Source organism: Lysinibacillus irui, from assembly GCF_028877475.1.
GTDB lineage: Bacteria > Bacillota > Bacilli > Bacillales_A > Planococcaceae > Lysinibacillus > Lysinibacillus irui.
This window is the reverse complement of sequence record NZ_CP113527.1, coordinates 1,938,008-1,962,503: the sequence shown is the minus strand read 5'-3', so window position 1 is coordinate 1,962,503 and position 24,496 is coordinate 1,938,008. Positions and strand designations below refer to the sequence as shown.

At 34.9% G+C, this 24,496-nt stretch carries 28 protein-coding genes and 2 pseudogenes; 6 read left to right on the top strand and 24 right to left on the bottom strand.

The annotated features are described in order from the left end of the window. Positions 1-174 precede the first annotated feature (174 nt). The 13 genes from OU989_RS09705 to OU989_RS09645 all read right to left on the bottom strand — a co-directional run bounded on the left by OU989_RS09705 (position 175) and on the right by OU989_RS09645 (position 10,447). The gene (locus OU989_RS09705) at positions 175-1,080 is read right to left on the bottom strand and encodes an NAD(P)/FAD-dependent oxidoreductase (protein ID WP_274796936.1); all 906 of its coding nucleotides are present in this window, start codon (positions 1,078-1,080) and stop codon (positions 175-177) included. A 281-nt stretch (positions 1,081-1,361) separates the two neighbouring features. Continuing rightward, on the bottom strand, positions 1,362-2,042 hold the full coding sequence (locus OU989_RS09700; RefSeq protein ID WP_274796935.1) for a TraR/DksA C4-type zinc finger protein: 681 nt from the start codon (positions 2,040-2,042) through the stop codon (positions 1,362-1,364). 189 nt (positions 2,043-2,231) lie between these two features. Then, entirely contained in the window at positions 2,232-2,465 is a 234-nt protein-coding gene (locus OU989_RS09695) for a hypothetical protein (protein ID WP_274796934.1), read from the bottom strand. Between the two features lie 153 nt (positions 2,466-2,618). Further along, the gene (locus tag OU989_RS09690; RefSeq protein ID WP_274796933.1) at positions 2,619-2,840 is read right to left on the bottom strand and encodes a phosphoglycerate mutase; all 222 of its coding nucleotides are present in this window, start codon (positions 2,838-2,840) and stop codon (positions 2,619-2,621) included. Between the two features lie 339 nt (positions 2,841-3,179). Then, positions 3,180-3,635, bottom strand: coding sequence for a hypothetical protein (locus OU989_RS09685; protein WP_274796932.1), 456 nt, complete (start codon positions 3,633-3,635; stop codon positions 3,180-3,182). A 192-nt stretch (positions 3,636-3,827) separates the two neighbouring features. Beyond that, positions 3,828-4,256 carry a hypothetical protein gene (locus OU989_RS09680; RefSeq protein WP_274796931.1) on the bottom strand — a complete coding sequence of 143 codons (429 nt, stop codon included), beginning with the start codon at positions 4,254-4,256 and terminating at the stop codon, positions 3,828-3,830. Between the two features lie 433 nt (positions 4,257-4,689). Then, positions 4,690-5,388 (bottom strand): serine hydrolase domain-containing protein, encoded by a 699-nt coding sequence (locus OU989_RS09675; RefSeq protein WP_274797309.1) that lies wholly within the window; start codon positions 5,386-5,388, stop codon positions 4,690-4,692. Between the two features lie 20 nt (positions 5,389-5,408). Next, positions 5,409-5,606: a hypothetical protein gene (locus tag OU989_RS09670; RefSeq protein ID WP_274796930.1), complete on the bottom strand. Its 198-nt coding sequence runs from the start codon at positions 5,604-5,606 to the stop codon at positions 5,409-5,411. 165 nt (positions 5,607-5,771) lie between these two features. Continuing rightward, entirely contained in the window at positions 5,772-6,557 is a 786-nt protein-coding gene (gene gdh / locus OU989_RS09665) for a glucose 1-dehydrogenase (RefSeq protein WP_274796929.1), read from the bottom strand. Between the two features lie 15 nt (positions 6,558-6,572). Next, entirely contained in the window at positions 6,573-7,430 is an 858-nt protein-coding gene (locus OU989_RS09660) for a RhaT/GlcU family sugar-proton symporter (RefSeq protein WP_274796928.1), read from the bottom strand. 530 nt (positions 7,431-7,960) lie between these two features. Further along, positions 7,961-8,560, bottom strand: coding sequence for a nitroreductase family protein (locus OU989_RS09655; protein ID WP_274796927.1), 600 nt, complete (start codon positions 8,558-8,560; stop codon positions 7,961-7,963). 256 nt (positions 8,561-8,816) lie between these two features. Further along, on the bottom strand, positions 8,817-9,992 hold the full coding sequence (locus OU989_RS09650) for an MFS transporter (RefSeq protein WP_274796926.1): 1,176 nt from the start codon (positions 9,990-9,992) through the stop codon (positions 8,817-8,819). A gap of 152 nt (positions 9,993-10,144) precedes the next feature. Beyond that, a complete protein-coding gene (locus OU989_RS09645) occupies positions 10,145-10,447 on the bottom strand; it encodes an ArsR/SmtB family transcription factor (RefSeq protein WP_274796925.1) in 303 nt (100 codons plus the stop codon). A gap of 325 nt (positions 10,448-10,772) precedes the next feature. On the opposite strand from OU989_RS09645, the gene OU989_RS09640 reads away from it, so the two are divergent. Next, positions 10,773-11,243, top strand: a complete 471-nt coding sequence (locus tag OU989_RS09640) for a DUF2975 domain-containing protein (protein WP_274796924.1) — start codon at positions 10,773-10,775, stop codon at positions 11,241-11,243. Between the two features lie 153 nt (positions 11,244-11,396). Here OU989_RS09640 and OU989_RS09635 read toward each other — a convergent pair whose 3' ends face one another. Then, positions 11,397-11,963, bottom strand: coding sequence for a GNAT family N-acetyltransferase (locus tag OU989_RS09635; RefSeq protein WP_274796923.1), 567 nt, complete (start codon positions 11,961-11,963; stop codon positions 11,397-11,399). A 371-nt stretch (positions 11,964-12,334) separates the two neighbouring features. Between OU989_RS09635 and OU989_RS09630 the strand changes: the two genes are divergently transcribed. Continuing rightward, a complete protein-coding gene (locus OU989_RS09630; RefSeq protein ID WP_274796922.1) occupies positions 12,335-12,730 on the top strand; it encodes a DUF3224 domain-containing protein in 396 nt (131 codons plus the stop codon). 86 nt (positions 12,731-12,816) lie between these two features. Here OU989_RS09630 and OU989_RS09625 read toward each other — a convergent pair. The 8 genes and pseudogenes from OU989_RS09625 to OU989_RS09590 all read right to left on the bottom strand — a co-directional run. Further along, positions 12,817-12,921 (bottom strand): annotated as a pseudogene (locus tag OU989_RS09625) (GNAT family N-acetyltransferase); the annotation flags it as partial. 5 nt (positions 12,922-12,926) lie between these two features. Further along, the gene (locus OU989_RS09620) at positions 12,927-13,424 is read right to left on the bottom strand and encodes a P-loop nucleotide/nucleoside kinase family protein (protein WP_274796921.1); all 498 of its coding nucleotides are present in this window, start codon (positions 13,422-13,424) and stop codon (positions 12,927-12,929) included. Positions 13,425-13,593: 169 nt separating this feature from the next. Then, the gene (locus OU989_RS09615; RefSeq protein ID WP_274796920.1) at positions 13,594-13,932 is read right to left on the bottom strand and encodes a cupin domain-containing protein; all 339 of its coding nucleotides are present in this window, start codon (positions 13,930-13,932) and stop codon (positions 13,594-13,596) included. A gap of 235 nt (positions 13,933-14,167) precedes the next feature. Beyond that, complete coding sequence (locus tag OU989_RS09610; RefSeq protein WP_274796919.1) at positions 14,168-15,061, bottom strand: SDR family oxidoreductase; 894 nt, start codon at positions 15,059-15,061, stop codon at positions 14,168-14,170. Between the two features lie 337 nt (positions 15,062-15,398). Next, positions 15,399-16,346, bottom strand: coding sequence for an oxygen-dependent tRNA uridine(34) hydroxylase TrhO (trhO, locus tag OU989_RS09605; RefSeq protein ID WP_274796918.1), 948 nt, complete (start codon positions 16,344-16,346; stop codon positions 15,399-15,401). A 510-nt stretch (positions 16,347-16,856) separates the two neighbouring features. Next, positions 16,857-17,399, bottom strand: a complete 543-nt coding sequence (locus OU989_RS09600) for a GNAT family N-acetyltransferase (RefSeq protein WP_274796917.1) — start codon at positions 17,397-17,399, stop codon at positions 16,857-16,859. A gap of 100 nt (positions 17,400-17,499) precedes the next feature. After that, positions 17,500-18,264 (bottom strand): class I SAM-dependent methyltransferase, encoded by a 765-nt coding sequence (locus tag OU989_RS09595; protein WP_274796916.1) that lies wholly within the window; start codon positions 18,262-18,264, stop codon positions 17,500-17,502. Positions 18,265-18,597: 333 nt separating this feature from the next. Further along, a complete protein-coding gene (locus OU989_RS09590) occupies positions 18,598-19,056 on the bottom strand; it encodes a GNAT family N-acetyltransferase (protein ID WP_274796915.1) in 459 nt (152 codons plus the stop codon). Positions 19,057-19,409: 353 nt separating this feature from the next. On the opposite strand from OU989_RS09590, the gene OU989_RS09585 reads away from it, so the two are divergent. The 4 genes from OU989_RS09585 to OU989_RS09570 all read left to right on the top strand — a co-directional run bounded on the left by OU989_RS09585 (position 19,410) and on the right by OU989_RS09570 (position 22,812). After that, positions 19,410-19,661, top strand: coding sequence for a GlsB/YeaQ/YmgE family stress response membrane protein (locus OU989_RS09585; RefSeq protein ID WP_274796914.1), 252 nt, complete (start codon positions 19,410-19,412; stop codon positions 19,659-19,661). Positions 19,662-20,176: 515 nt separating this feature from the next. Beyond that, positions 20,177-20,806 (top strand): LysE family translocator, encoded by a 630-nt coding sequence (locus OU989_RS09580; protein ID WP_274796913.1) that lies wholly within the window; start codon positions 20,177-20,179, stop codon positions 20,804-20,806. Positions 20,807-20,879: 73 nt separating this feature from the next. Then, positions 20,880-22,112 (top strand): MFS transporter, encoded by a 1,233-nt coding sequence (locus OU989_RS09575; protein WP_274796912.1) that lies wholly within the window; start codon positions 20,880-20,882, stop codon positions 22,110-22,112. Between the two features lie 262 nt (positions 22,113-22,374). Beyond that, positions 22,375-22,812 carry a general stress protein gene (locus OU989_RS09570; RefSeq protein ID WP_274796911.1) on the top strand — a complete coding sequence of 146 codons (438 nt, stop codon included), beginning with the start codon at positions 22,375-22,377 and terminating at the stop codon, positions 22,810-22,812. Positions 22,813-23,161: 349 nt separating this feature from the next. Here the strand turns inward: OU989_RS09570 and OU989_RS09565 are convergent. Both OU989_RS09565 and OU989_RS09560 read right to left on the bottom strand, forming a co-directional pair. Beyond that, positions 23,162-23,311, bottom strand: a pseudogene (locus OU989_RS09565) (cupin); the annotation flags it as partial. A gap of 46 nt (positions 23,312-23,357) precedes the next feature. Next, positions 23,358-24,317, bottom strand: a complete 960-nt coding sequence (locus OU989_RS09560; protein ID WP_274796910.1) for a phosphotransferase enzyme family protein — start codon at positions 24,315-24,317, stop codon at positions 23,358-23,360. Between the last annotated feature and the right edge of the window lie 179 nt (positions 24,318-24,496).

The following is a 24,496-nucleotide window of genomic DNA, read 5'->3' as shown; positions in this document are numbered from 1 at the left end:
ATACGATGCTATGCCCTTCAATCCTTTTTAAACAACAAGAAAAAAACGAATTCTAAAATCAAAATCCGTTCTTTCGATCTTATATGAATTCTAATGCAAGATGTGGCAACCCATTGGCGCTGATGGGTTATACTAGCTAAGCTTTTATATAAATGAAGGAGAGGTTTTTGACAATTAAAAGCGTTCCATCGTTAGATCCGTATTTACTGAAACCGCAGCTTTATTACCTTTAGCAGCTGATATCATTAAAGAGGATGGTTTTGATCTTTCGGTCTCCCCTGCAATATATACGTTTTTTTGGGTTGTTCTACCAACACCATCTGTTATAACTTTCCCATCTTCTTGTATGTCACAGCCTAGCTTCTCAGCAAATTGATTTGGGCGATAATAAGATGGGGCAACAAATCCACCCGTTCTACTTATTGTTGCTCCTGTTTCAAACTCTATTTTTTGTAAATAACCGTCATTACCTAATAAGTCTTTTATCTTTTCCGATATAATTTTGATATGGTGTTTTTGTAACTCTGTTTTGCCTTCTTCAGATAATTGAACTCCGTTCGTTAAGACAACCAAATCCTGCGACCAATTATAAATTAACTTAGTCAAATGCAGTACATGCTCTTCTTTTTCTGCAATAACCACTAATGGCTTATCTTTTTGCTCCCAGCCATCACAATACGGACAACTAAATAGGCTTTTGCCATAAAACTCTCTCATACTGGGTATGGTAAATATTTCCTGAATACCTGTGGCGAGTATTATTTTTTCTGAAACAAATTCCTGACTAGTAGCTGTTTTAACAGTAAATCGCTCATTACCTATATCCTTAATGATTTCCGTAACAGTTGCAGTAAAATATGATACGGACGGGTAAATCTCCAGCTCTTTCAACGCTTTTTCTTTAAACGCTTGTGGGTCTATCCCATCACGAGTAATAAATCCATGTGATGCTTGTGTCACTCTATTCCTATTCGTTCCATCGTCCAATAATGCAATGTTTCTCCTTGCCCTTCCTAAAGTTAAGCTAGCACTTAACCCAGAAGCACCTCCACCTATAATGATACAATCAAGGACATTCATTTTTTTACCTCCGTATTGATTTGGTTTTCTATAGAAGTGTTATTTGCATTAGAGGACTAGATTATTTCATACATCATGGGTTTCCATTCTTTACACACACTACTATTGAATATGAGATACGGTGTATTTAGCTCAACTGAAATAATCCATAGTTCATGCGTTAATATGACTGAAAAAGGCACAATTCATCTTCGAGAATTGCGCCACTATTGTGGAATATCGTTTATTAAGCTAAAGTAACTGTTACTTCAATAACGCATTTTGTTAGACTTTTTTTTGATTTAATCCTCTAAATAATCAAATTTTCTCGCGTGTTCTACTTCTTGAATGGAAACTTGGCGTGTTAATTCATCTGTTTCGGAGATATGGTAGGAATCCCATTCATCATTAACGGCAATTTCTTCAGGGTCTTCATATAATTCATCATAATTTTCAAAATCCCCTTCAAAATCGGACGGAGATTCGGAAGTTCCATATTTTGCTACAACCTGAAACACATCTTCATAATCATGAATATCATCCTTGTCATCTCGGCCAGAAAAAGAATTGTCAACTGGAGGAAGCATCACTTGCTCTTCAACCGGTCGATCGGTTGGAACGTCTTTTGCTGTATGTTCAATACAAAAAGCGGTATAAGGCAATGCTACCAATCGATCATATGGGATATCTTGTTGACAAACTTCACACACGCCGTAGGTTCCGTCCTCAATCTTTTGTAAGGCGGCATTTACTTTTGCTAACTCATCATCGTCATGGACTTTTAACGCCATATCTTTTTCACGTTCATATAATTCAGTACCTAAATCTGCTGGATGATTATCGATCGTTGACAATTCATCAACAGAATCCCGTAAACTTCCTCGTTCTAAATATTCATCATCTGTATCCATTCTTCGTTGAAGCGAGTGTTTTTGTTCAATTAACATATTTTTTAACTTTGATATTTTTTTCTCACTTAGCATCGTCATCACGTCCTTTTCATTATTATGAACGAATATGATTTTAATTATTTGCTAAAGGATAAGTTTAAATACAAAAACGAAAAGACAAAAAATAAAAATAGTACTAAACCTACTACAAATTACACATTGTATCTCTAATATGAAATAAACATTTCTTAGAGCAATACACCCAATTATGAAAAGCAACAATTATCCAAAGTAATTATGAAAACAACAAACAACAAGAAAAATACTTACTATTCCCCAAGCAGTAGTACTCCATATCCACCAAATTACCGATTTAGCTTTTGATGATGGATTTTCCTCATCTTCCATATTTACTTTTATCAAGGCGACCTTATTTTCCATACCTTTTTTCATAGAAATGAGAACAACAAATCCAATTAAAATGAAACCAATTGTTATCCAAAGTAATAGGTCCACTTTTACACTCCCTTTATACAAAATAAAGTACCCTGTGAAAATAATAATTATTCCATTAAATGCTGAAACTTAATGTTCCCAAAGCGTAGTTTGGAATAATTGTTTCTAAATGTTGATTTAAAGTGTTCCTGAATTTGAATTTAATATATTGGTTCAGCAATCTATATTTATATCATAGTGTATATTCATCATAATTTTGTTCAACACTTTATCAATTTTGGAAATTAACTTATGTAACTCTTCATTTTCTGAAGCGGAAAAGGTTTCTCCTCTTTGTTTGTTTAAAATCACAGTTTGATTAATCAGCCTCAAACAAGATTTAATCAATGCTAAATCAATATTTATTGCTTCTTTACTTGTGTCTAATCCATACATTTGTACCACTCCTTACTATGAATTATATGTCAGTTGTATTTACTTTTCTACCAAATAGTGGGTGTGTAAAAAACGCAATAGTGGTAGAGTACAATAATCCTTAGAGGATATTAAAAAGGCTTCACAAACTGTCATTTCGACCATTCGTTAAAGAATACCATGGCCCTTTTCATGAAGAAAGACGCTTTCCTTATTAGAAAAGCGCCCGGCTATTGAAGATTGAAAAGACTTAATATGGTGGGATGCCCTATAAATTCCCTCTTAATTAGTAAAGGGCGTTCTTACTATATTCTTCTCCTCAGCATCAATCAATAGATAAAAAAATGTTCACGACTTTTTCTATAGAGTCACAGACAAATCTGTCAGCTCAAAATACCACTCTAGGAAAGAGTTAAAGCTTTTCCATTGTGAAGTCAAGTTACCCGCAAAAAAATCTTCCATCTGCTGGCCCAAACCTAGGCCTAACACTTCGTCAGTATTCTTGTTATAAAAAAAGCCGAACTCCCCATCAAAATTATCCAATGGAATATAGTCTTCAGGCAGGTTTAACACGACATGAGTTCTCTTCATGCCTAACAGATAATCAGAAGTATTGATCATAAACCAACAAATCTGATAGATTTCACGTCGTCTACTAAAGAAAGTCGGCCCATCCTCAGCATGCAAATAAAAAGTAGCAAAATCAGAACCCAAATCGATGTCTAACTTTACTAAAGCTTCTTTATACTCCTCTTCAATGTCTTCAAACCACCAGTTTTTACTTTTGCAATAGTTGATTACTTTTTCCGATAGCATCTCGACTGCTCCTTGCTATTTAATAAACTATATGTAAATATATTCCTAAGTATATCATATCTCCTTTCCTATTAATTGAAAGTAATCACGTCCATTCACACACCTCTTCTCTTCCTCTAAATAAAAAAAGGCACAATTTTTGCTTCGAAACTGCGCCTGATAAATCATCATTAAAATAAAAGTCCCCATTAGTTAAACAAATTTTATATTTTTCTTCACAGAAATTTCTACCATAGAATAGAATAAACCTGCAATCCCAAATAAAATAATCGAGCTGACAATATTTAAATGATATTCTACAATAAAACGAGAACCATATATGACTATTAAAGAAAAAGCCCCTATTCCCCCACCAAATAAAGTAAAGGTAGCCATTTTAAACATCTTATTTTCCATAAATTTACTGAGAATAAATGTTAATGGCCAAAATGTAAGAGGATATAGAATGAAAGCATAGGAACCCATTAGGAATACATAACCAATTCCAAAATCACGAAGTCCTGTCATGTATTCTGATGTCCTGATTTTATTTCCTTCTAAAATTTCTAATCCCACACCAGCTAAGGCAAACAGCACGATAAAAGGTACCCACATAATTAAACAATGATAAATAGTTTTCATTCTAATTCTTCCTCTTATGATATTTTACTAGAATGCACTTCTTAACAAATTTAACGAAACTAGAGGAATAAAGTTACAATGTATCTTCTACTAACTGGTCAACAATCAAGATTGCGGCATTTTCTTTTCAACTGCTAATTGCTTTGGTTAATGCAACTCTATTACTCACCTACCGCTGTAACAGCAATGCTCCAGACAATGAATACAAAAGATATAGTTAACTTCTTTTTTTATTTTCTTTATTATTGCAACAAGGTTTAGACAAAATGTAATAGCTAAAATTGGCATTACATAAATACTAATGAACGTAAATACTATCATCTATAAAACATTCACCTCCACTATGGTTATTCAAGCTTCTCACTATATCACATAGTTTTTTACTCAATCCTCATAAGGAGGAATCGCAGTTTGACTTGCTCCACTATCTCTCTCATCCTGCCAACTTTTTAATAGCTCGCTCTTCAAAAAAGATTCTTGGTGCTGATTGCTGTTCTTTTTGGAGATGGCTTTTTACCACTGCCATAATATTTAATTTCGGAACAATAAATATATATTGCCCAAATATACCATTCGCATAATAATAATCATTCGGGGTGTTAGAATGATTATTTTCATAAGTCCATAGCTGATAACCATATCCATAAGTTCCTTCATTTGTTTTTTTCACTTGATTATATGGTCTTGTTGCTTGATGGAGCCAGTTGGATGAAAGGATCTGACTTGAATTAAATTGCCCTTCGTTTAAAAATAACAATCCAAGCTTCACCATATCCTCAAGATATAATGAAATACTGAAACCACCCCCGTTAACTCCTTGTGGATCCTTTAGCCAAGTGTATTTATTTATCCCCAGCGAATGAAAAAGATATTTTTCGGCAAATGAAGCAGTGGAAATTCCAGAAATTTTTTGTATGATTGCACTTAGTAAATGGGAGTCTCCTGAATTATACTGAAAGGTTGAACCAGGTCTATGTATAATTGGCTGTTCTAGTATGTATTTAACCCAGTTTTTTGACCCCTGGAAATTTCCTATTTGTAACCCCGAAGTCATAGTCAACAAATGAAATATTGTAATTTCTTTCTTTTGCGGATCATTAGACTCTAATATCTCTGGAAAATAGTTTTGAATGGATTCGTGAATATTTTTAATTAACCCTTATCTACCATAATTCCAATTAAAATAGAAACAATGCTCTTTGTAATGGAATTTACCTTTAAAGGCTTCTCGACTACCTTTTTATTCTTCAAGTACTCGTAGATTCGAGTATCCCCTTTATAAATAACAAAAGCTTCAATTCTAATGCCTTTAAGTTTCTTTTCTAACTCATTTAACGATAATTTACTCAAACTTCAAATCCACCCCTTTCACAAACATCCTACTCATATGTATTCTATTTATCTTGGGATTTTCCTCCAAATAATACATTAATTAAATTAAAAGGCATTGGAAGTGGCAAACGCCAGCCTCCAATGCCTAAAGACAAATGCATGATTAATTGTCGGTGCTGTTACTTACCCACGACCAGCTTGGAAATCAGGATATAAAGTCATTCCACCATCTGCAAATAAAGTGATTCCTGTTACATAGCTAGCTTGGGAAGAAGCAAGCCATGCCGCTACGGCTGCAATTTCTTCAGGTTTTCCGATATACCCCATCGGTACCATGCTTTCTACATCTGCACGTTTTGCTGGATCTGCAAATTTTTCCGCATTTATTGGTGTATTAATCGCTCCAGGCCCGATGTTGTTGATACGGATTCCTTTAGGAGCATATTCTAAGGCTAATGTTTGTGTCATCAGCTTAATTCCACCTTTACTTGCTGCGTAGTGCACAAACAAAGGCCATGGGATCATTTCGTGAACACTAGACATATTGATAACAGACCCTTTAATATCGTTCTCCACGAAGTATTTAATTGCTTCTCGACTTCCTAAAAACGCACCCGTTAAATTGGTATTGATGACTCTATTCCAGTCACTTAACGGCATTTCATGTGAAGCTACTGGATTTTCAATACCTGCATTATTAATCATCACATCGAGGGTTCCAAATTTATTCACAGCAGTCTGTACTAGGTTGATGACATCCTCTTCAACTGTCACATCACCTTTTACAGCTATGGCATCCCCACCTGCTTTTTTTACTCCCTCAACAACAGCATTGGCCTCATTTTCATCTGAGCGGAAATTAACGATAACTTTTGCTTTCTCCTCACCAAAGCGTAATGCCATTGCTTTTCCTAATCCTGTTGAAGCACCTGTAATAACAATAACTTTTCCTTCTAAATCTGAATACATGTAAAATCCTCCTTCTTATCCTTTCGCCATCCCTAACATAATTCCAGCGGCGACAATAAAAATAATCCCAATTACTATAGCTATCATTTGACGTTTTGTTTTTTTCTCACCAATGATAAATATTCCACCTAAAGTTGAAATCACGATTCCCATTTGGGAAAGTGAAAAACTCGTGGCTACTCCGACACGTGGCTGAGAAATAAATAAAAACATATTCCCCGCAGCCCAAATTAAGCCGGGGATAATATTACGGATTGCATATTTGTTAAATGGTTTATGCTTAAAGGTTAATAAAATCCCACCTATAACCATCCCGATTGCTTGTGGCAATAAAGCAGACCAACCATTGACATCAAACAAGCGAACTACAACCACATAGACTAAATATCCGAATGTTGAAACAAGGAGAATTAATATCCCTTTTTTCAAATTGCCACCATTGTCCTCTTTTTTCTCTTCTGGATTCGGAAGAGATGTAAGAACAATCCCAACAATAATACTAATAAGCGCCAGAACACCTAATATAACCGACATTGTTGTTGACCATTCATGAAACACAATAACGCCAAATAAAGTTGTGGCTACTAACTGTAAACCTGTTGAAATCGGCATGGTTTTAGATACACCCATTAAATCAATACTTTTTAATTGATTTGCTTGTCCTAATGCCCAAAAAAGACCTGAAACAATGCCGACCCCCAAAACTACAGGTGTCAGTTCTGGTTTAACTACAAAATAAACCCCTATGGAGAAGAGCAGTGCACCAATTGTTGTTCCAAGTACTTGACTATAGGGACCACCACCAAGCTTGACATTAAAGAGCACAATACTTCCCCAAAACAGAGCTGGTAAAATCGCTAGGAAGATATCCATCTTTTGCTCCCCTATCTATAATATATTTTTTATTGATTGGCCATTTTGCCCAGTACTGTAAGTTTCGCTTGCAATATGACAGCTCTTTGCTGTTTATTACGATTAGTAGTTCTTCTCATTTTAAGGAGAGAAGCACAATAGTAATATGAAACGTAACAAAAACTTTTATACCATTGATATAAAAACGGACTTAAAACTAAATGAGAACCAAATCAAAGAGTTCATTGCCAAAACAACCTATCTGCATTACAAACCTGTTGATATTAAGCAATTGATACTCATATAGAAAAACCTCCTTTCAACATATCTCGAATTCAAGATAGTTATTAATCAATATCTCAAATTCGAGATATTATTTACGAGTAAAATCATATTCCCACGTCACAGATTTGTCAATAAAACAAAATTTGGAAAACCAATAAAAAATTTATTGGTTCGTTGAATGAATGCTACTATATGTTAAGAAACTAAAGTATCTTTCGTACAAAAAAACCAGTTCCGCAATGGTACTGGTTAGAAATATATATTCATTACTTAAAAAATTTAATTCGTTCTTCAAGTGGGCGGAATTCTTTTTCACCAGGTGTGACTGTTGGATTACCAAATGGCATTTGCGCAATAAGCTTCCAATTTTCAGGTATAGACCATTCTTTTTTTACTTCATCATCAATTAGTGGATTATAATGTTGTAAAGAAGCTCCTAATCCTTCTGCTTCCAATCCTGCCCACACTACTAATTGGTGCATACCTGATGCTTGATTTGACCAAATTGGAAAGTTCTCAGCATAGGGAGCAAATTGCTCTTGAAGCGATTTAATTACAGCCTCATCTTCAAAGAATAATACGGTGCCATACCCTGCCTTAAAGGAATCCATTTTTTGTTGAGTTGCTGAAAAGTCTTGGTCTCCAACTACTTTTCTTAATGTTTCAGTTGTGATGTCCCATAATTTATTATGTGCTTCACCTGATAATACAATCAAACGTGCAGATTGAGAATTGAATGCTGATGGCGTATATTTCACAGCAAATTCTACAATTTCTTTAATTCTTTCATCCGATATTTTTACCTCTTTACCAATTCCGTAGTAAGATCGTCTTTCTTTAAGTGTCGTATAGAAATCTTTAGCCATAATTTTGTTCCTCCAGAAAATATTTTTTAACATGGTATCTGTCGCTAGATATTATGACTAACTAATTTGTTTTATATTCATAAAAATATATTGCCCAAACAAAAATTAGCGTATTTAACTAGTTGATGTAAGAAAAGAAAACCATGGAAATATCTTATTTAGATTTTCCATGGCATCGAAAAATGTTATTAATTTTTATAATGGGCATTCCTAACTCAGCAGATAAATTTTAAAAACCGATTTTTCTGCTAAACTGTTAGGCTTTTTTATACTCTACGGAGGTCGTGCTTGACTGGGCTCGAGAAAGCGCCATCGTTGCGCCAATAGCTATCGTAACTCCTAATGCACCTATCCAAGTAACTGAAGATAGTGATATTTTCTCCACAAAAACACCTCCAATTCCTGCTCCAGCAGCCATTGCCAGTTGCATTACGGATTGATTTAAGCCTAATAAGATACCAGATGATTCTGGCTCGATGGTAGCCAAGTTATATTGTTGTGTTGGTCCCGATGTCCATGCTGCAAATGACCATAGTATTAATACTATTAATACACTAATATAGGAGTTTGTTACGACAGATAATAATACTAACATGATAATATGTAACAGCATGCCACCTATCAATGTTTTTTGGACTCCCCAACGATCTGTACTAAATCCACCAAATTTAGAACCAAACAAGCTTGCGATACCGAAAATTAGTAATACGCCACTTAGATAGTTTTTCCCTATTCCTGATACATGTAACAAGTATGGTGAAAGGTACGTGTAAGCAATTGAGTACCCACCAACCCAGAAAAAAGTAATGGCTAATCCAATTGCCACCTTTCTTTTCTTTAAAAGTGCCAACTGCTTAACTAATGGTACAGATTTATCACCCTCAATAAGTGGGATCGTCGCTCTTATTATAATGATTGCAATAATTCCTAGTAGTGCTATCCCGCCAAATACCGCTTTCCAGCCAAATGCGCTAGAAATAATTCTGCCAACGGGCACCCCTATAATTAATGAAGCTGTAAAGCCCATAACCACTGTAGCAATTGAGCTGCCTTGCTTCCCTTCTGGTGCAATTTTTGCAGCGATCGTTAATGCAGTAACTACGACCATCCCTGCTCCAAGTGCCATAATGACACGAGCCATCACAAATAATCCGTAACCAGGTAGGATGAACGCTAAGATATTACCTATTACGAACAAACCTAGCGAAAAAATCATTAACTTACGTCTATCCATACTAGACGTTATTCCCATAGAAATAGGTGTAAATATTGCATATACAAGCGAAAATATTGTAATTAATTGACCTGCAGCAGCTAAAGTTATGCCAAGTGAATCGGCTATCGTATCTAAAATTCCTGAAATTATATATTCAGAAGTTCCTACTAAAAAACTGACGATAGCCAAAATATAGATCTTTATTGTGTTAGACAAGTGATGTCACTCCTTTAAATCATTTATATATATAGATATATAGACATATCTCAAATTATCGATATGTTAGTTCAAAAAAATATAAAATTTTCTAGCTAGCCTAAATGAAACTGAACTCTTTAAAGAACGCACAAAGAATTCAGTTTCACTCGTTATTTCTTTTGCTTCAAGAATTCAGCGATTCCATTGATGGCATCTTCATTTCTTTTATAATAAGTAAACTTTCCTATACGGTCAGCCTTTATAAGACCAACCTGTAAGAGCATGGAAAGATAATGAGATGCTGTCGATTGCGTCATGTTCAATTTTTCTGTTATTTGACTAACGCAAACCCCTGTTTCGTTCATATCAATCCCTTCATGGGGCTTAAAATGGAGATCCGGTTCCTTGAGCCATTCTAAAATTTGCAACCTTGCTTCATTGGATAATGCTTTAAAAATATCAACTTGTTTCATACAAATCATTGTATCGAGAATTATCGAAATGTCAAGTGCGCACTCTTTTTCGAAGCCATATAGGCTTCATCCTCAATAAAACTAACTTGCACATTTCATTATATCGAGAATTATCGATACGTCAAGTGTGAATTGCGCTCTTTTGTTCAGTTACTTCATGAAAAACTTACAATAACTGAAGTACGATTCCCAAATGATTATTAAATAACCAATTGAAAAACAGCAATAATATATTATAAATCGAAATAAATGTATTGATAAACGATAAAAAATAGACTAATATCGTATTACATCATATTATCATTAAGTCAATGAGGTGCTTCAAATGAATGGTAAACTAAATTCAATTTTTTTCTTAAAGATCGTTGCTTTTCTTATTGGAATTGCGGTGCTTGCTGTGTGTATATATTGGTTACCTCAAGCAGCTATACGGGATGCAAAAGAGCGTCCAGGAGATTATTCGATATATCCATTATTAATAGGTGCATATGGGGTATGCATCACGTTCTCTGTTGCGTTGTATCAAGCATATAAACTATTGAGTTTTATCAATATAAACAATGCTTTTTCTGAGGTTTCCCTTCAATGCTTGAAGGTTATAAAAAAATGTGCTTTCACTACTATTTTATTCATTTTGTTTTTAATAGTTTACCTAAGGGTTTTGGCTATGTTCACGGGTGATGACGCAGCGGGTCCGATAGCACTTGGTCTTATAGGGATGTTAGTAACTGCTATCATCGCTGCCATTATAGACGTACTTCAAAAGCCCATAAAAAATAGCCTAGAAAAAATGTAGGTTTATTTTGCTAGTATATAACTAAACACTGAATTATGACCTTTAAATGTAAAATGGGCACCTTTTCAATTAATTTTAAAAAGGCACTTCCTTGCTCCAGGAAAGCGCCTTTTTCTAAGACTTCAATTTAGATAATTCTTTTTTTAGCTACCTTTAATTTATTTTAGAATAAATACAAATGTCAGTCAGCCTGCTGCCATCTGCGGTTAGATCCTCATTCCTTAAAGTACCTTCTAATATAAAACCAAGTTTTTCCGGTATAAAACGACTTTTAACGTTTGTTGATTCACATCTTATTCCAATTCTCTTAAATTTAAGATAATTTAATCCGAAGTCTACTAACTCCTTTACTGCTTCCGTCATATATCCATTACCACTATATTTTGTATTAATCCAGTATCCAATCTCACCTTTAGGAATGTTCCAGTCAATTGCATGAAGACTCGTAGTTCCAATTAAGTCCTTGCCTCCATCTTTATCAAAAATAAGGAAACGAAAACTATCTCTTTTTAAAAAATTAATATGAGCATTTTTTAACAAGATTTCTGTTTCTTCAACGGTCGGAACTTGTTGGAAAAGTGACAACCACTCTTTTAATTCAGAAAAGGAATATCTAATTGCTTGGTTCACAATTTCTCCGTCTCCAGTTAAAAGTGGTGCACGAAGAATTAGTCTTTCTGTTTCTAATTGTAAAGGAATATCTAATAACAAAGGGTTCATTCGATTTTCCCCTCTCCTAATTATTGTAGATTAATCTGTCATTTTATTACTCTCTCTAATTATGGTAATGAAAATGATAATATCCTATTTCTGTAATGGCAAATCCCGTTGCATCATCACTAAGAATAACAACATTAGATCCATCGATGCTCCAAGTCTTTAACTACTCTTCACATCTGTATTTCTAAAGAATTGTATTCAAATCAATTGGTTTAGTCAACAACTATTGTTCGACAATCTAGCCCGTATAATATTACCCAAAGTTAGTAATGAAAAAATAATAAAAGCAATCCTATTCTATTATTGATAATGGTACTTTTTGGATTTATACTTGAGGTGAAATACCATTTAGTAATGAAGGGAGATTAACTATGGAGGTAACATTTACAGTAAGCAAATGGGATGAAAAGCCAGTGGACAACACTAGAAATGAATTCCCTATAAATATTGCCCATGTCGAGTATGATATTGAGGGTGAATTAACAGGAAAAGCTTTTGTTGAATATTTATTATTTTATATAGACTCTTCTATAGATGATGGTCATTTAGCCACTTCTAAAATTTCCGGATTTTTGCATTTTGAAGGAACTTATAAAGGAAAACAGGGCACGTTTACTGCTCTAGAGCAAGGGATATTTGATAAAGGAAATCTAGATTCTCCAGCAACAATCATCAAAGCTACCGGTGACTTAGAGAGCCTGAAAGGATCTTATAATTATAAGTTTACAGGTGACACGAGTAAAATGATTCTAGATTTTACATTCTAACAAATTAGTAGTTTCCGCTTCTTGAATAGTGTATTTATAAATTTAAAAGGGAGAACACAATACAGGCTCTCCCTTATCTCGTTTATTTATTTGATAACAGCCATTTCCATTCTAAATTGATCACCATTATCAATAAATCCTAAACTGGCATATAAGTGATGTGCTTCCTGATTTTCTGGATGATAACCAACCTTTGTTATTCTTTTCCACTAACCTCTAAAATATTTAAACCCTCGGATGCTTCAGGGGCTTCAAAAAATTTAGTAACGTGAATAAACGTAGCTTCCGTGTCAAAAGCTGCTCTTTCGGGCTGTTCGATACGCCTTTGTGCTATTTGATGTAAGCATTGCTCGTTATTTAAATTAAGGAAAATTAGTTGATGGTTTGCATTGACCTCGGACGCTATATCCAAAAACCACTTTCGCTGTTTTTGAGTGTTACCTGGAAAATCCATCACTACATCAGTACCAACACTTAAAATATTTTGGACATGCTTTTTCATCATCGGCTTAAGCTGCGCTGAAAATTTAAGATAGTCCTCAAATGATGTAATCTGATCGGGATAAAGAGATGCTAGCCATTCATCCTCAGATAACAGTACCGCATGTTTTTCTATAGCCATTTGTTTTGATTTCGTTGATTTTCCTGCTCCCATTTTCCCACAGAAAAAGTAGAGAGTCCCCAATCGTTTCATATTTTTATTCCTCCGAGCTTATTTTATTGGTATTGTGCCAAATACTAACTGTCTTTTTTTAGTATGCATATTCAGTTTTACATATTCACTATCTAAATGGGGTCTTTTCATTGTTGTAGGATATAAACACATTATTTGAAACCTTTATTCAAGATTATGTATGAACATTTTACAAATTAACTCTGTCACCTTTACTATTTGGTTGGGATATTACTAAAAATTCAACATCCTGATTAGATTCATTACGCATTTGATGTTTGATAAGAGGAGGTATTTCTATCCCTTCTTGAGGATTTAATGTAATAATTTCATCGTGAATTTGAATAGTTGCTATCCCTGTCAAAATAAAGAAAAATTGACGTGCTTGATTATGATAATGTACAACTTCCGTTGTATTTGCTGGCATTCGTTCGTGGATGATGCTTAATTCTGTATTTTTTACTAGATGCCAACCATCACAGTTATCACCCCATAAATAATGCTCAGCATTGTGCTTACTTATCTTCATTACAACCACTCCTTATCTTAATATCAATTTCTATTATATAGCCAACTTTCAAATTTTTTATATTTAACGAACGTGCCCTGTTACTTTATTGTACTTTTCTTCAAAATCTCTCAACCCATTTTTAATCAATAAAATGGCCCTATACAAAAAGACACCCATTTCTACATGAGTGTCTTAAATGTGATGAAAGTGGTTATTTTCGCATCAGATTTTTCTATTTGACATTTACGTAAGATTACAAGTCTATCGGCTTGCCACCAGTCACTCCATAAATCTGACCGGTAATATAACTTCCTTCATCGGAGGCCAAAAGAACATACACCGGCGCAAGCTCTACTGGTTGTCCCGCACGGCCGAGAGGAGTAATTTGGCCAAACTTCGGAATTTCTCCTTCCAATTTTCCATTATCCAGCTGTAACGGCGTCCAAATTGGTCCTGGTGCAACACCATTAACACGCACACCCTTAGAAGCAAAATACGAGGACAGGGATACCATAAAGTTGCTTATGGCACCTTTTGTCGCGGCATAATCCATTAAGGATGAGGACGGATCGAACGATTGAACCGATGTGGTCATGACAATCGCACTTCCTGGTTCCAGATGTTTTTCGGCAGCTTTGACGGTCTCAAACATGCTGATGATGTTTACTTTGAACGTGTCATGCACTTGTTTGATTGTTAAGTCACTTAGGGATGGCTGTGCGATTTGTTGCGCAGCATTCAATACTAGTATGTCTAATCCGCCAAAAGCTTCCACTGTTTTTGACACAATTTCTGTCGCTGTGCCATCTTCTCGCAAGTCATACGGTAGCAGTAATGCTTTTCTGCCTGCTTTTTCAATTAATTCTTTGACTTCATTGGCATCTTCCTCTTCGCCAGGGAAGAATTGAATGGCCACATTTGCTCCCTCGCGTGCATATGCAATGGCGGCGGCACGGCCAATTCCAGAATCGCCTCCGGTAATCAAGGCATTGCGCCCTTCCAGGCGATTGTATCCTTTATATGATTCTTCTCCACAATCAGGTTTAGGACTCATTTCATTTTGTAGCGCTGGCGTATTCTGTTCTTGATCCGGGAATTTCTCCGTATAAAATTTCGTACGTGGGTCAGTTAGATGTGGGTTTCCCATCAGCAATCATCTCCGATCTTGTTTAATAATTAAAAAGTTCCGCAAGGCTTCTTCAACATTTTGTGAGCTTGCACTAGCTACATCCTGTTACATTTTTTTGAATACCCTGTGATCATTTACTTTAAACAGCTTTAAGTTATTAGCATCATCACCTATTAATTAGTCATTTACTTTTTCCTTACAAAAGAAAAAACACCCTGTGTAAGCGAACAGACTAGTCCATTATTGGAATGGATAGTTTGAACACTTACATAGAGTGTTTTCAGTACTTCAATATCGTTGGTTGAGGTTATGATAGATATTTTATGCCGTTTTTTTATGATTGATATACGGCTTTTTACGCTTTTGCTTGTAACGCCTCAATCGCTTGCGCTACTTGCTCTTCTGTTAAATTGTGACGCACGATGTAGCGGTTGCGTGCATGCTTTGTACATTCGATTGTACAGCCACCTAAATGTTTAGCTTCATTTTCTTCAGATGCGATGATTTGTTTGTTACATTCAGGGTTTGCACAGTTAATGTAACGTTCACAAGGTTCACCGTCATAGTGATCACGACCGATAATTACGTGCTCTACTTGATTGATTGGCACCGTTAAACGTTCATCAAATACGTACATTTGACCGTCCCATAATTGACCTTTTGTAACAGGGTCTTTTCCGTATGTGGTAACACCGCCATGTAATTGACCGACATTGCCAAAGCCTTCCCGTTTCATCCAGCCCGAAAACTTCTCACAACGAATCCCACCCGTGCAATAAGTTAAAACATTTTTCCCTTCGAATAGCTCGCGGTTTGCACGGACCCATTCCGGTGTATCACGGAAGTTTTTTACATCTGGTCGAATCGCGCCACGAAAATGGCCGACATCGTATTCATACGTGTTGCGCACATCTAATACTACTGTATTTTCATCTTGCATTTCGGCAAGGAATTGTTCTGGTGACAGGTAGCGACCTGTTAATTCATGTGGGTTTACATCTTCTTCTAAGCCTAAGTTTACTAACTCAGGACGTGGGCGTACGTGCATTTTTTTGAATGCATGCCCTTCTGCCGCATCAATTTTAAAGACAATGCCTTCAAATAATGGGTCTGCTTGCATGTTTGCCATGTATTGCTCTGTTTGCTCAATCGTACCTGAAACAGTACCGTTAATGCCCTCAGTAGCAACTAAAATACGACCTTTTAAACCGATTTCTTTACACATGGCTAAGTGCATTGCTGAAAACGCTGCTGGATCTTCAATCTTCGTGTAATGATAATATAATAATACTTGATAATTCATTGTTTCCACCTATCATTTCATATATTTGCAGGATATACCTGATAGTGTCTTTAACGACCTATTAACAATACAGGATAATCATTTAATATGCTATCGGTAATTAGACTGAAATCGGTATTCAAAAAATTCATAAAATGGCCAACAGACCTTTTTAAATAGAAGGTGAATCTGTTCTTGATTGTAGACGCATTTCTTATGTGTTGAAAAAAATTAAGCTTCTTTATTTGGATTTAATTATTAATTCTGTTCTATTCAGCACTCCGTATTTATCAAATATGATCTTTTGCTTTTTTAAAATTGCTATTGCTGTATAGTAGACCTTCCAGATGATAAAACATCTTTGAAAATAATATATTGCTGAACTATTAGCGAGCTTCAAAAGAAGACACTTTCTTTTACTGAAAGCGCCCGATCGCGGTATACAATATTTATTTCTTATTAAGTCAGTTCTAACAAAATCGGTTTTTCATTATAGATATTTGGGTTTATAATGAGTCGAGACGTTGTAGCCTACATTTCTTTCAAAGAGATCCTATTCACTAAGGATTCTGTTATGTTCCTATCTAGTTTTTTAATGGCTAACATCGAACTATCCTGAATGATTCCAGTCTCCATGAAACCAAATGAAGCGTATAATGTTTTAGCTTTGACATTACTTGTATGATAAAAGAGGGTTACATATTCTGCTTCTCCATCTGGCGTAGTTTCAATATCCTTCAGCATTTTTTCAAAAGCAAGTTTGCCATATCCTTGCCCCTGGTAATGCTTATCAATCATCATATGCCAAATAAAATAGCTCTTCTTCCCGTAAAAAACTTCAGTTTCAAATGATTCATGATCTAACGTATCATAAATGTACATCAAGAATCCAACCACAATTTCATCGGCATAAATGGCAAATGGAGTCGCTGGTATTCCGTCTGCGTTCATCATATGAGCGTCTGCAAAGCTTCTGAGGTTAGTCGTTTCTATATAGTCTTTCTGGTTTTCATTAACTTCAAGTGCTATTACTTCATCTATGTTATCACCGTTTATTTTTCGTAATTCAATCATCTTTTTCTCCTCTCCTAAGGTCAATCACTTCCACACACGTCTTATAACATTTAAATAAAATAACAATTTTTCTTCTGCATCCTTAATTAAACTAATTTAGCTATTTAAAAGCCAAAATAGTAAATTCCCACGGTATATTTTCATTGTTCCAACCACGATGCTCATCAAATTTTTTTAATTTAAAACCAGATGTGATGACAGAATTTATTATCTCGCTAAGTGTATATAATCTTATAGACACATCAGGAAAGTCCTCTTGTTCATGCTCATCAAAGAAATGCTTATACGCTAAGTCTCCATTTTTTATTTCCTTGTCAAAATAACCTTGTTGGATTTGATTTTGGATTTCAGCGTTAGGACCTTTAACTATACATTTTCTTAAGGGATGAAAATCACTTAGAATCATTTCTCCACCATCTTTTAATAATGAAAACAAAATAAACATGAATTTATCAATATCATTAAAATAATGCAATATGCCACCTTCTAAATAAATCATGTCAAAATGATTGCTATACATTTCTAAGTCTATATCATAAATATCAGTGACAATATAATTAATAGAGGTATTTGCAAATCCCACTAATTCTAAGGCGTATTTTTGGTTTTCTGCTGAAATATCAAATACTGTTACTCCAGCACCCAATAATGCTAATGGTACTGCTTTTCTGCCATTTGAACCACAAACATTTGCAATCTTCTTGCCTTCAATACGTTCAAAGTATTGTTTATGCTTTTTAAGAAATGCTCCGGGATTTTCTACCATATGAGTAGCTAAATCCTGTGGAGTACCGTTACTTTTGCTCCAAAATTCATATGCTCGATATTCCCAAGCCTTTTTATTTTTGATACTTTGTTCATTCATCTTTAGTAAGACTCCTTCTCAATAGAACTTAGATAAGCTTTTAATAATCGTAATGGTATTAGTTTATCGTGCACCTACAAAGAAAATGGCTTACCCTTGTTCCAGGAAAGCCCCCGATTGCTAAATAATTAAAAACGCGAAAGCTGCAAAATAGTTCTCTTTGTAAAAGCCTTGCTATCTCGCCATTAGCCCCACGATATGACCTTGTTTTTCAACCATAATCAAGATACCTTCTGCTGACATAAATAGACTAGCTAAAGTTTTCACCTAAAAGAGAGGAGATTTAGCAACTTTAAGACTTACAATCATTGCCATTAGCTATCGCTGTATTAGTTATAGAGCAGTATTCTTTTTAAACAAAGGTATTCTCCCTCCACTAAGTCCGTAAGCAACCCCAATCTTTTCCCAACCATATTTCTCATAGTAGTCTTTAAGATCTGAAGTAAGATAGAGATATTCGTACCCTCTTTTTGCTGCTTCCTGCAGTCCATGATTCAACAATTTAGCTCCTAGAGAATTACCTCTGAATTTTTCATCTATAAACAAACATGCTAGCCATGGGCTCAAATCCTGACGGCTATTTAGATCATTACGAATTAATGCATAAGTTCCGATAATGTTATCATCTACTTTTGCAATGTAAAAACTCGGTATGTCATTTGGATTAGTTAAGGCATGAATCATACAATCTTCATAAAAAGCACGACCACCTTCCACACCCCATTCTTTCCAAAAAACATCTATAGCCTTATTAAATAATTCATCCTTCTTTGATAATTGAATTATCTCCATCAATATCTCTCTCCTCTCGTTTTTAGTTTCATTATTCCTTTATGAAACTAGCTATATTCTTATATCCCAGAATTTGGTCTTTCAATAGTTATTCTCTTATTTTTTAAAAATCCCTCCTTAAGTTAACCTGCTGCTTCAATTTCAGCTAACATGCCCGATTAGAAAAGGAGATAATAACAGACGCACTATTTTATTTACTTCATTGATGACAAAACATATTAGAGATAACAATGTCCACCATCTTCTTTGAAACTTCAAACAAATTTTTTTCCTCCTTATGTTTGAAGAGGTTTAATAAAGGTTATAAAACACTATGGCGAAATATTTAAAATAAAAAATAGGAGTTGGACAGTATGAGTTTTATTTGGTTTTTAATAATTGGCGGGATTATCGGTTGGCTTGCAGGTATAATTTTGGGTAAAGATATCCCAGGAGGAATTATTGGTAATATTATCGCAGGTATAATCGGTGCATGGATTGGCGGTATGCTTCTTGGAAGTTGGGGTCCTAAAATTTCAGATTTCTATATCTTCCCTGCTCTCATTGGAGCAATTATTCTAGTTTTCATAGTGAGCTTAATTATGAAATCATTGCGAAAAGCTTAGTAAACTCAAAAGATCTTTTAGTTTATTTCAAGTGAGTCCGTTGTAACAACAATAATGTAGACTGTGTTTATAAAAAAAGCGGCCTTCCACAATCTAATCGTGGAGGCCGCTTTTATTTTGCTCTTATTTACTTAATAATCCTCAGCTCCGTAAATTCACTGATTCAACAATAGCGCCAAATTACTGAATAACGTTAGCTCCTTTTACATTATATTTCGTTGTATTAACCTTACTTTTAAGGAAGTTTTATAGTTATCAGCAATTTGTACAAAAAGCTACTTTTGGTTTCAATTAACTATATTGAGGTATTTCCGTTGTCATAAAATTACAAAGAAATGCACACTCGTTTTCACATATCTATTTTATCACATAAAAAAAGCTGACACTGAAATGATTATGTAAAAAAATATCGAATACAATTACAAAAATCCTATTAGAATCGCCCTTTTAAATTGTCCTAAAAGTTATTGCCTTCGAATAAAATGCAAGTACATTTGATAATTGGAGGATAATTTATGGATTCTATGTTTACCTATATCTTTTTAGGCATATCAATGGCTGCAACAATTGGACCTGTTAAGACTGTACTTTTAAATACAGGTTTAAAAAATGGCTTTTTTCATGCATGGTTTTTTAGTCTGGGTGCCATAGCGACGGACATTATATATATGTTTATCGTATATTTTGGAATTGGCCAATTTGTCAATTCCATTTGGTTGAAAACAATACTATGGTCTTTCGGCTGTTTTGTTCTTTTGTACACCGGTATCGAAAGTTTACTGTCGCTACATAAAATTGAGATGGATTCGAAAACTGGTAAAAGAACTCGACTGAGACAATCCATCATGACCGGATTTTTCATGTCTTTTTTGAATCCGCTAACCATCCTTTTCTGGCTGGGAATATACGGCTCCATACTTGCAAAAAACGCTGGTATCTCTACAGGGTATGAAATCATTTTGGTAAGCATCGCCATCTTGATTGGCATTATTTTTGTGGATTTTATTTATGCCTTTTTATCCAGTGTCGCTCGGAAATTATTGTCTACAAAACTTTTGAAAACGGTCTCTTTTATCTCAGCCTTATTAATGATTGGTTTCGGGATCTACTTTGGCAAGCAGGCTTACCAAGTGTTATTCCAATAATCTCACCAACAGCGCATAAAATGAACACGAAAGGAAACCATACCTTTAAAAGAATATTAGTCGAGGTGTGGTAATGGACCAAGAGAAGGTTAATGTAAGTGTCTGGTGTATTGTAAGTTTGACTTCTATTCCGCTCATCATGACACTGGGAAATTCGATGCTTATTCCCGTGCTCCCGATACTGGAAGATAAGGTCGGGATCACTTCATTTCAATCGAGCATGATCATAACTAGCTATTCAGTCGCAGCTATTTTTCTTATCCCAGTAGCTGGCTATTTATCGGACCGCTTCGGTAGAAAAATCGTCATATTACCGAGCTTAATTTTAGCTTTAATTGGTGGTCTGATTGCCGGATTTGCTTCATGGAAAATGGATGACCCGTACACAATAATTATTGTTGGCAGAATAATTCAGGGAATAGGGGCGGCTGGTGCCATGCCGATCGTTTTGCCTCTTGTAGGTGATCTTTATCAGGATGATGACGAAAAAATAAGTTCTACATTAGGAATAATTGAAACATCTAACACGTTTGGGAAAGTGTTAAGTCCCATTTTAGGTTCAATATTTGCCGCTTTTTTATGGTTCCTGCCCTTCTTTTCCATTTCAGCGCTTAGTCTGATTTCAATTATACTTATTTTCTTCTTCGTTAAAGCTCCTAAAGATGATGATGAACCATTGAAGTTCAAAGAGTTTTTACGTAATACAAAAAAAGTTTTCAAGGAGGAAGGAAAATGGTTGTATACCGTATTCCTTAACGGAGTCCTTGTAATGCTCATATTATTTAGTATGCTATTTTTTTTGTCAGAAAACCTCGAGAAAGTTCATGATATAAAAGGGATTAAAAAAGGGTTTGTCCTGGCCATTCCCCTTTTATTACTTTGTATCGCTTCATATATATCCGGTAGAAAAATTAAAGGAAACCTGGGAAGGATTAAAAAAATAATCATTGTCTCCTTGATAGCAATGTCTGTCAGTATTGTCTTCGTTGGGTTTACAAGCAAAAAACTGATACTTTTATTAGTCGTAACGAGTATAGTGGGGATTGCTATTGGTGCACTTTTGCCTGCACTTGACACAATTATTACTGACAATATTAGAAAAGAGTTAAGAGGAACCGTATCCTCTTTTTACAGCTCAGCGCGATTTATAGGCGTTGCAGCCGGCCCTCCTATTATGTCACTTGTCATGAAAAATTATCTCAATGCCAGCTATATTACGGCAGGTGTATTGGGATTCATTCTCCTGTTCGTTGTCCTAAAATTTATCAAAGTAGAAGATATTGAAAATAAAAATGAAATGGCATAAAAAAGAAGGACCTTCAGCTATTGAGACTGAAGGTCCTTTTTTGAAAGCACAAAGACATATTATTATTGTCATTATCTAGTTGCTCGCATCTTCCATTAAAATCGACTACTTTAGGAGCTGTAGTAGGCCCACAACTTGGTTCAAACAATGGAAAATTTGTACAGTATCTTTGGTATACATTTGCTTGAAGGTGAAATGTGTCTAGAAATACTAAAAAACGGGTAAAGAAAACACAGCTGAAGCAAACAGGAGGTAATTTTTAATGAAGAATCAAGTTATTGGTGTATACGATAATGAACATAGAGCGGCTGAAGTTGTTGAAAATTTAAAAGAGAAAGGCTATACAACTGAGGAAATTTCAGTTATTACTAAAAAAGCAAAAGAATTATCTGAAAACACACAGGAAGTAAAACCCTCCAATATAGATGGAGCCCTTGCTGGAGCTGCAACTGGGGCTGCAATTGGCATAGCAGGCGTGATAGCAGGATTATCCACTGTTTTGATTCCCGGATTTGGCGCTGTGTTGGCTGCAGGTCCTATTATTACAACAATTGGGGGAGCAGTCGTAGGGGCTAACTCTGGTGCTGGCGGGTTAAAACATGCTCTTATGGAAATTGGAGTCCCAGATGATGCAGCTGAACGTTATTCTAACGACGTTGAGGATGGTAAAATTCTGATATTTCTTCATCCTAAAGAGTAAGGGCGAAATGAATGCTCAATGTTCGCATAAATAACACGCAGTGATTTTAGCTAATAATTGTAAATCGCTAGATGTATTAGCTTCCCTCGGGAATTAACTCTATTATGGAAAGCACATGAGATTGCGTTTCTTAAAATATAGGTTTGATTCCTGCCGAGGGCGTAAGAAAATTAGTGAGCTTGTAAAGTTTTGTATAGGACCTTTTGTATTTGAGTGCTTTTCAATTGTTGATAACACGCAAAATAAGAAGTTCCCCTAAAAGGACTTCCATTTAGGAAGTCCCCTGCTTGCCATAATCCTTCGTTTAAAGCATGATTTTATTTAATTATAATTCCTTGTTTTGGCACCCGGATTTGGTCTCATGCCATTCATACTTCACCCAAAACACTGCATTTCCACATTGTACTTTAATATACTCCTCGTTTTCACCTATAACCTTTCCTTCACCTTTTACAATTAAAAGCAGTTGGGGTACAACAGCCTGGTGATACCCAATTATTCGACCAGTTCCTAAAAATCCATATCCGAATTGCGCAAGATTAAGATTAGTTTATCAACAAACCGTTTGTGTCAAGGAAAGAATGATCTTTTTCAATTCTCATTCTAAAATGGTTCATTATTCTTATCTGTTCTTCCGTTAAGTTTTCTTTATTCCAATACATATGCATCAAGCTATACTCAAAGATTTCTTTTAGTTTGATAAATAGAGGAAGTTTATCTAACATTTCCTTTGGGAGATTGTTTTCCTCTTGGTATCCTTCGATGATTGCTTTTGTAATACCTCTTCCATATTCAATGATGTTCTCACCACCGACAAATGAATACTCGATCGCACTATATATGGGAACAGCTAAATCAAAGATATAATAATTTTTCTCACAATCTTGAAAATCAACCATTGACAGCTTTAAATCTTGATCTACTAATATATTCTCTAACCATAAGTCACCGTGTAACAATCCATAATTCGAACTGTCTTTTGGCATGTTTTTTATTGTACTTAATATTTCTTGTGCCACATCTCTAATCGTAGTCTCTTCCTCAGGAATGTATTTCAAGAATGCATACTCCTCATTTTCATACCAATCATTGATATATCTAGTCGGATGTATCTCCTCAAATTTTCTAGAGAGGCGATGTAATTTACCTATTTGTCTACCTAACTCTTTTAAAACATTTGCATTCCATTCATTCCTTGGTAAATGGTTACCAGCTGCGGATTCATAAAGAACAGTTAATAATTCCTTTTTGTTTAAGGTTATCTTTTCTACCACTCTACCCTTTATTGAGACAATTGCAGGTGATACACCTAGTCCTTCATTATGTAGGTAGTTTGTATATGTAACCTCTTCTAATTGTTCATCATAACCTTTGTAGTTTGTTATTCTTGCAAAGTATTCACCTTGTGTTGCGGTACAGCGAAACATTTCATTTGTTACTGCTTCAACTTTTATAAAATCCACTGGATATATTTCGTTGAGTAATTCTAGTAATTTTTGTTCCATGTCATCGCTACCTCCTGTCTAAATAAGTAAGAGTTTAAATCAACTAATTAATAACAAAATTTATCAAAACTTACATTTAAATAATAACATAGATTATCCAATTTATGATTTAAAGTAATAGTCAATTAAAAGTTGAAACCTTAGTTTTTCAAGGTAATTCATTTAAATACATGATGCTC

Coding starts and splice junctions, on each gene's coding strand:
- OU989_RS09705 (WP_274796936.1), bottom strand. CDS start 1,080: ATGAATGTCCTTGATTGTATCATTATAGGTGGAGGTGCTTCTGGGTTA.
- OU989_RS09700 (WP_274796935.1), bottom strand. CDS start 2,042: ATGCTAAGTGAGAAAAAAATATCAAAGTTAAAAAATATGTTAATTGAA.
- OU989_RS09690 (WP_274796933.1), bottom strand. CDS start 2,840: ATGTATGGATTAGACACAAGTAAAGAAGCAATAAATATTGATTTAGCA.
- OU989_RS09685 (WP_274796932.1), bottom strand. CDS start 3,635: ATGCTATCGGAAAAAGTAATCAACTATTGCAAAAGTAAAAACTGGTGG.
- OU989_RS09680 (WP_274796931.1), bottom strand. CDS start 4,256: ATGAAAACTATTTATCATTGTTTAATTATGTGGGTACCTTTTATCGTG.
- gdh (WP_274796929.1), bottom strand. CDS start 6,557: ATGTATTCAGATTTAGAAGGAAAAGTTATTGTTATTACAGGTGCTTCA.
- OU989_RS09660 (WP_274796928.1), bottom strand. CDS start 7,430: ATGGATATCTTCCTAGCGATTTTACCAGCTCTGTTTTGGGGAAGTATT.
- OU989_RS09655 (WP_274796927.1), bottom strand. CDS start 8,560: ATGGCTAAAGATTTCTATACGACACTTAAAGAAAGACGATCTTACTAC.
- OU989_RS09645 (WP_274796925.1), bottom strand. CDS start 10,447: ATGAAACAAGTTGATATTTTTAAAGCATTATCCAATGAAGCAAGGTTG.
- OU989_RS09640 (WP_274796924.1), top strand. CDS start 10,773: ATGAATGGTAAACTAAATTCAATTTTTTTCTTAAAGATCGTTGCTTTT.
- OU989_RS09635 (WP_274796923.1), bottom strand. CDS start 11,963: ATGAACCCTTTGTTATTAGATATTCCTTTACAATTAGAAACAGAAAGA.
- OU989_RS09630 (WP_274796922.1), top strand. CDS start 12,335: ATGGAGGTAACATTTACAGTAAGCAAATGGGATGAAAAGCCAGTGGAC.
- OU989_RS09620 (WP_274796921.1), bottom strand. CDS start 13,424: ATGAAACGATTGGGGACTCTCTACTTTTTCTGTGGGAAAATGGGAGCA.
- OU989_RS09615 (WP_274796920.1), bottom strand. CDS start 13,932: ATGAAGATAAGTAAGCACAATGCTGAGCATTATTTATGGGGTGATAAC.
- OU989_RS09610 (WP_274796919.1), bottom strand. CDS start 15,061: ATGGGAAACCCACATCTAACTGACCCACGTACGAAATTTTATACGGAG.
- trhO (WP_274796918.1), bottom strand. CDS start 16,346: ATGAATTATCAAGTATTATTATATTATCATTACACGAAGATTGAAGAT.
- OU989_RS09600 (WP_274796917.1), bottom strand. CDS start 17,399: ATGATTGAATTACGAAAAATAAACGGTGATAACATAGATGAAGTAATA.
- OU989_RS09595 (WP_274796916.1), bottom strand. CDS start 18,264: ATGAATGAACAAAGTATCAAAAATAAAAAGGCTTGGGAATATCGAGCA.
- OU989_RS09590 (WP_274796915.1), bottom strand. CDS start 19,056: ATGGAGATAATTCAATTATCAAAGAAGGATGAATTATTTAATAAGGCT.
- OU989_RS09585 (WP_274796914.1), top strand. CDS start 19,410: ATGAGTTTTATTTGGTTTTTAATAATTGGCGGGATTATCGGTTGGCTT.
- OU989_RS09580 (WP_274796913.1), top strand. CDS start 20,177: ATGGATTCTATGTTTACCTATATCTTTTTAGGCATATCAATGGCTGCA.
- OU989_RS09575 (WP_274796912.1), top strand. CDS start 20,880: ATGGACCAAGAGAAGGTTAATGTAAGTGTCTGGTGTATTGTAAGTTTG.
- OU989_RS09570 (WP_274796911.1), top strand. CDS start 22,375: ATGAAGAATCAAGTTATTGGTGTATACGATAATGAACATAGAGCGGCT.
- OU989_RS09560 (WP_274796910.1), bottom strand. CDS start 24,317: ATGGAACAAAAATTACTAGAATTACTCAACGAAATATATCCAGTGGAT.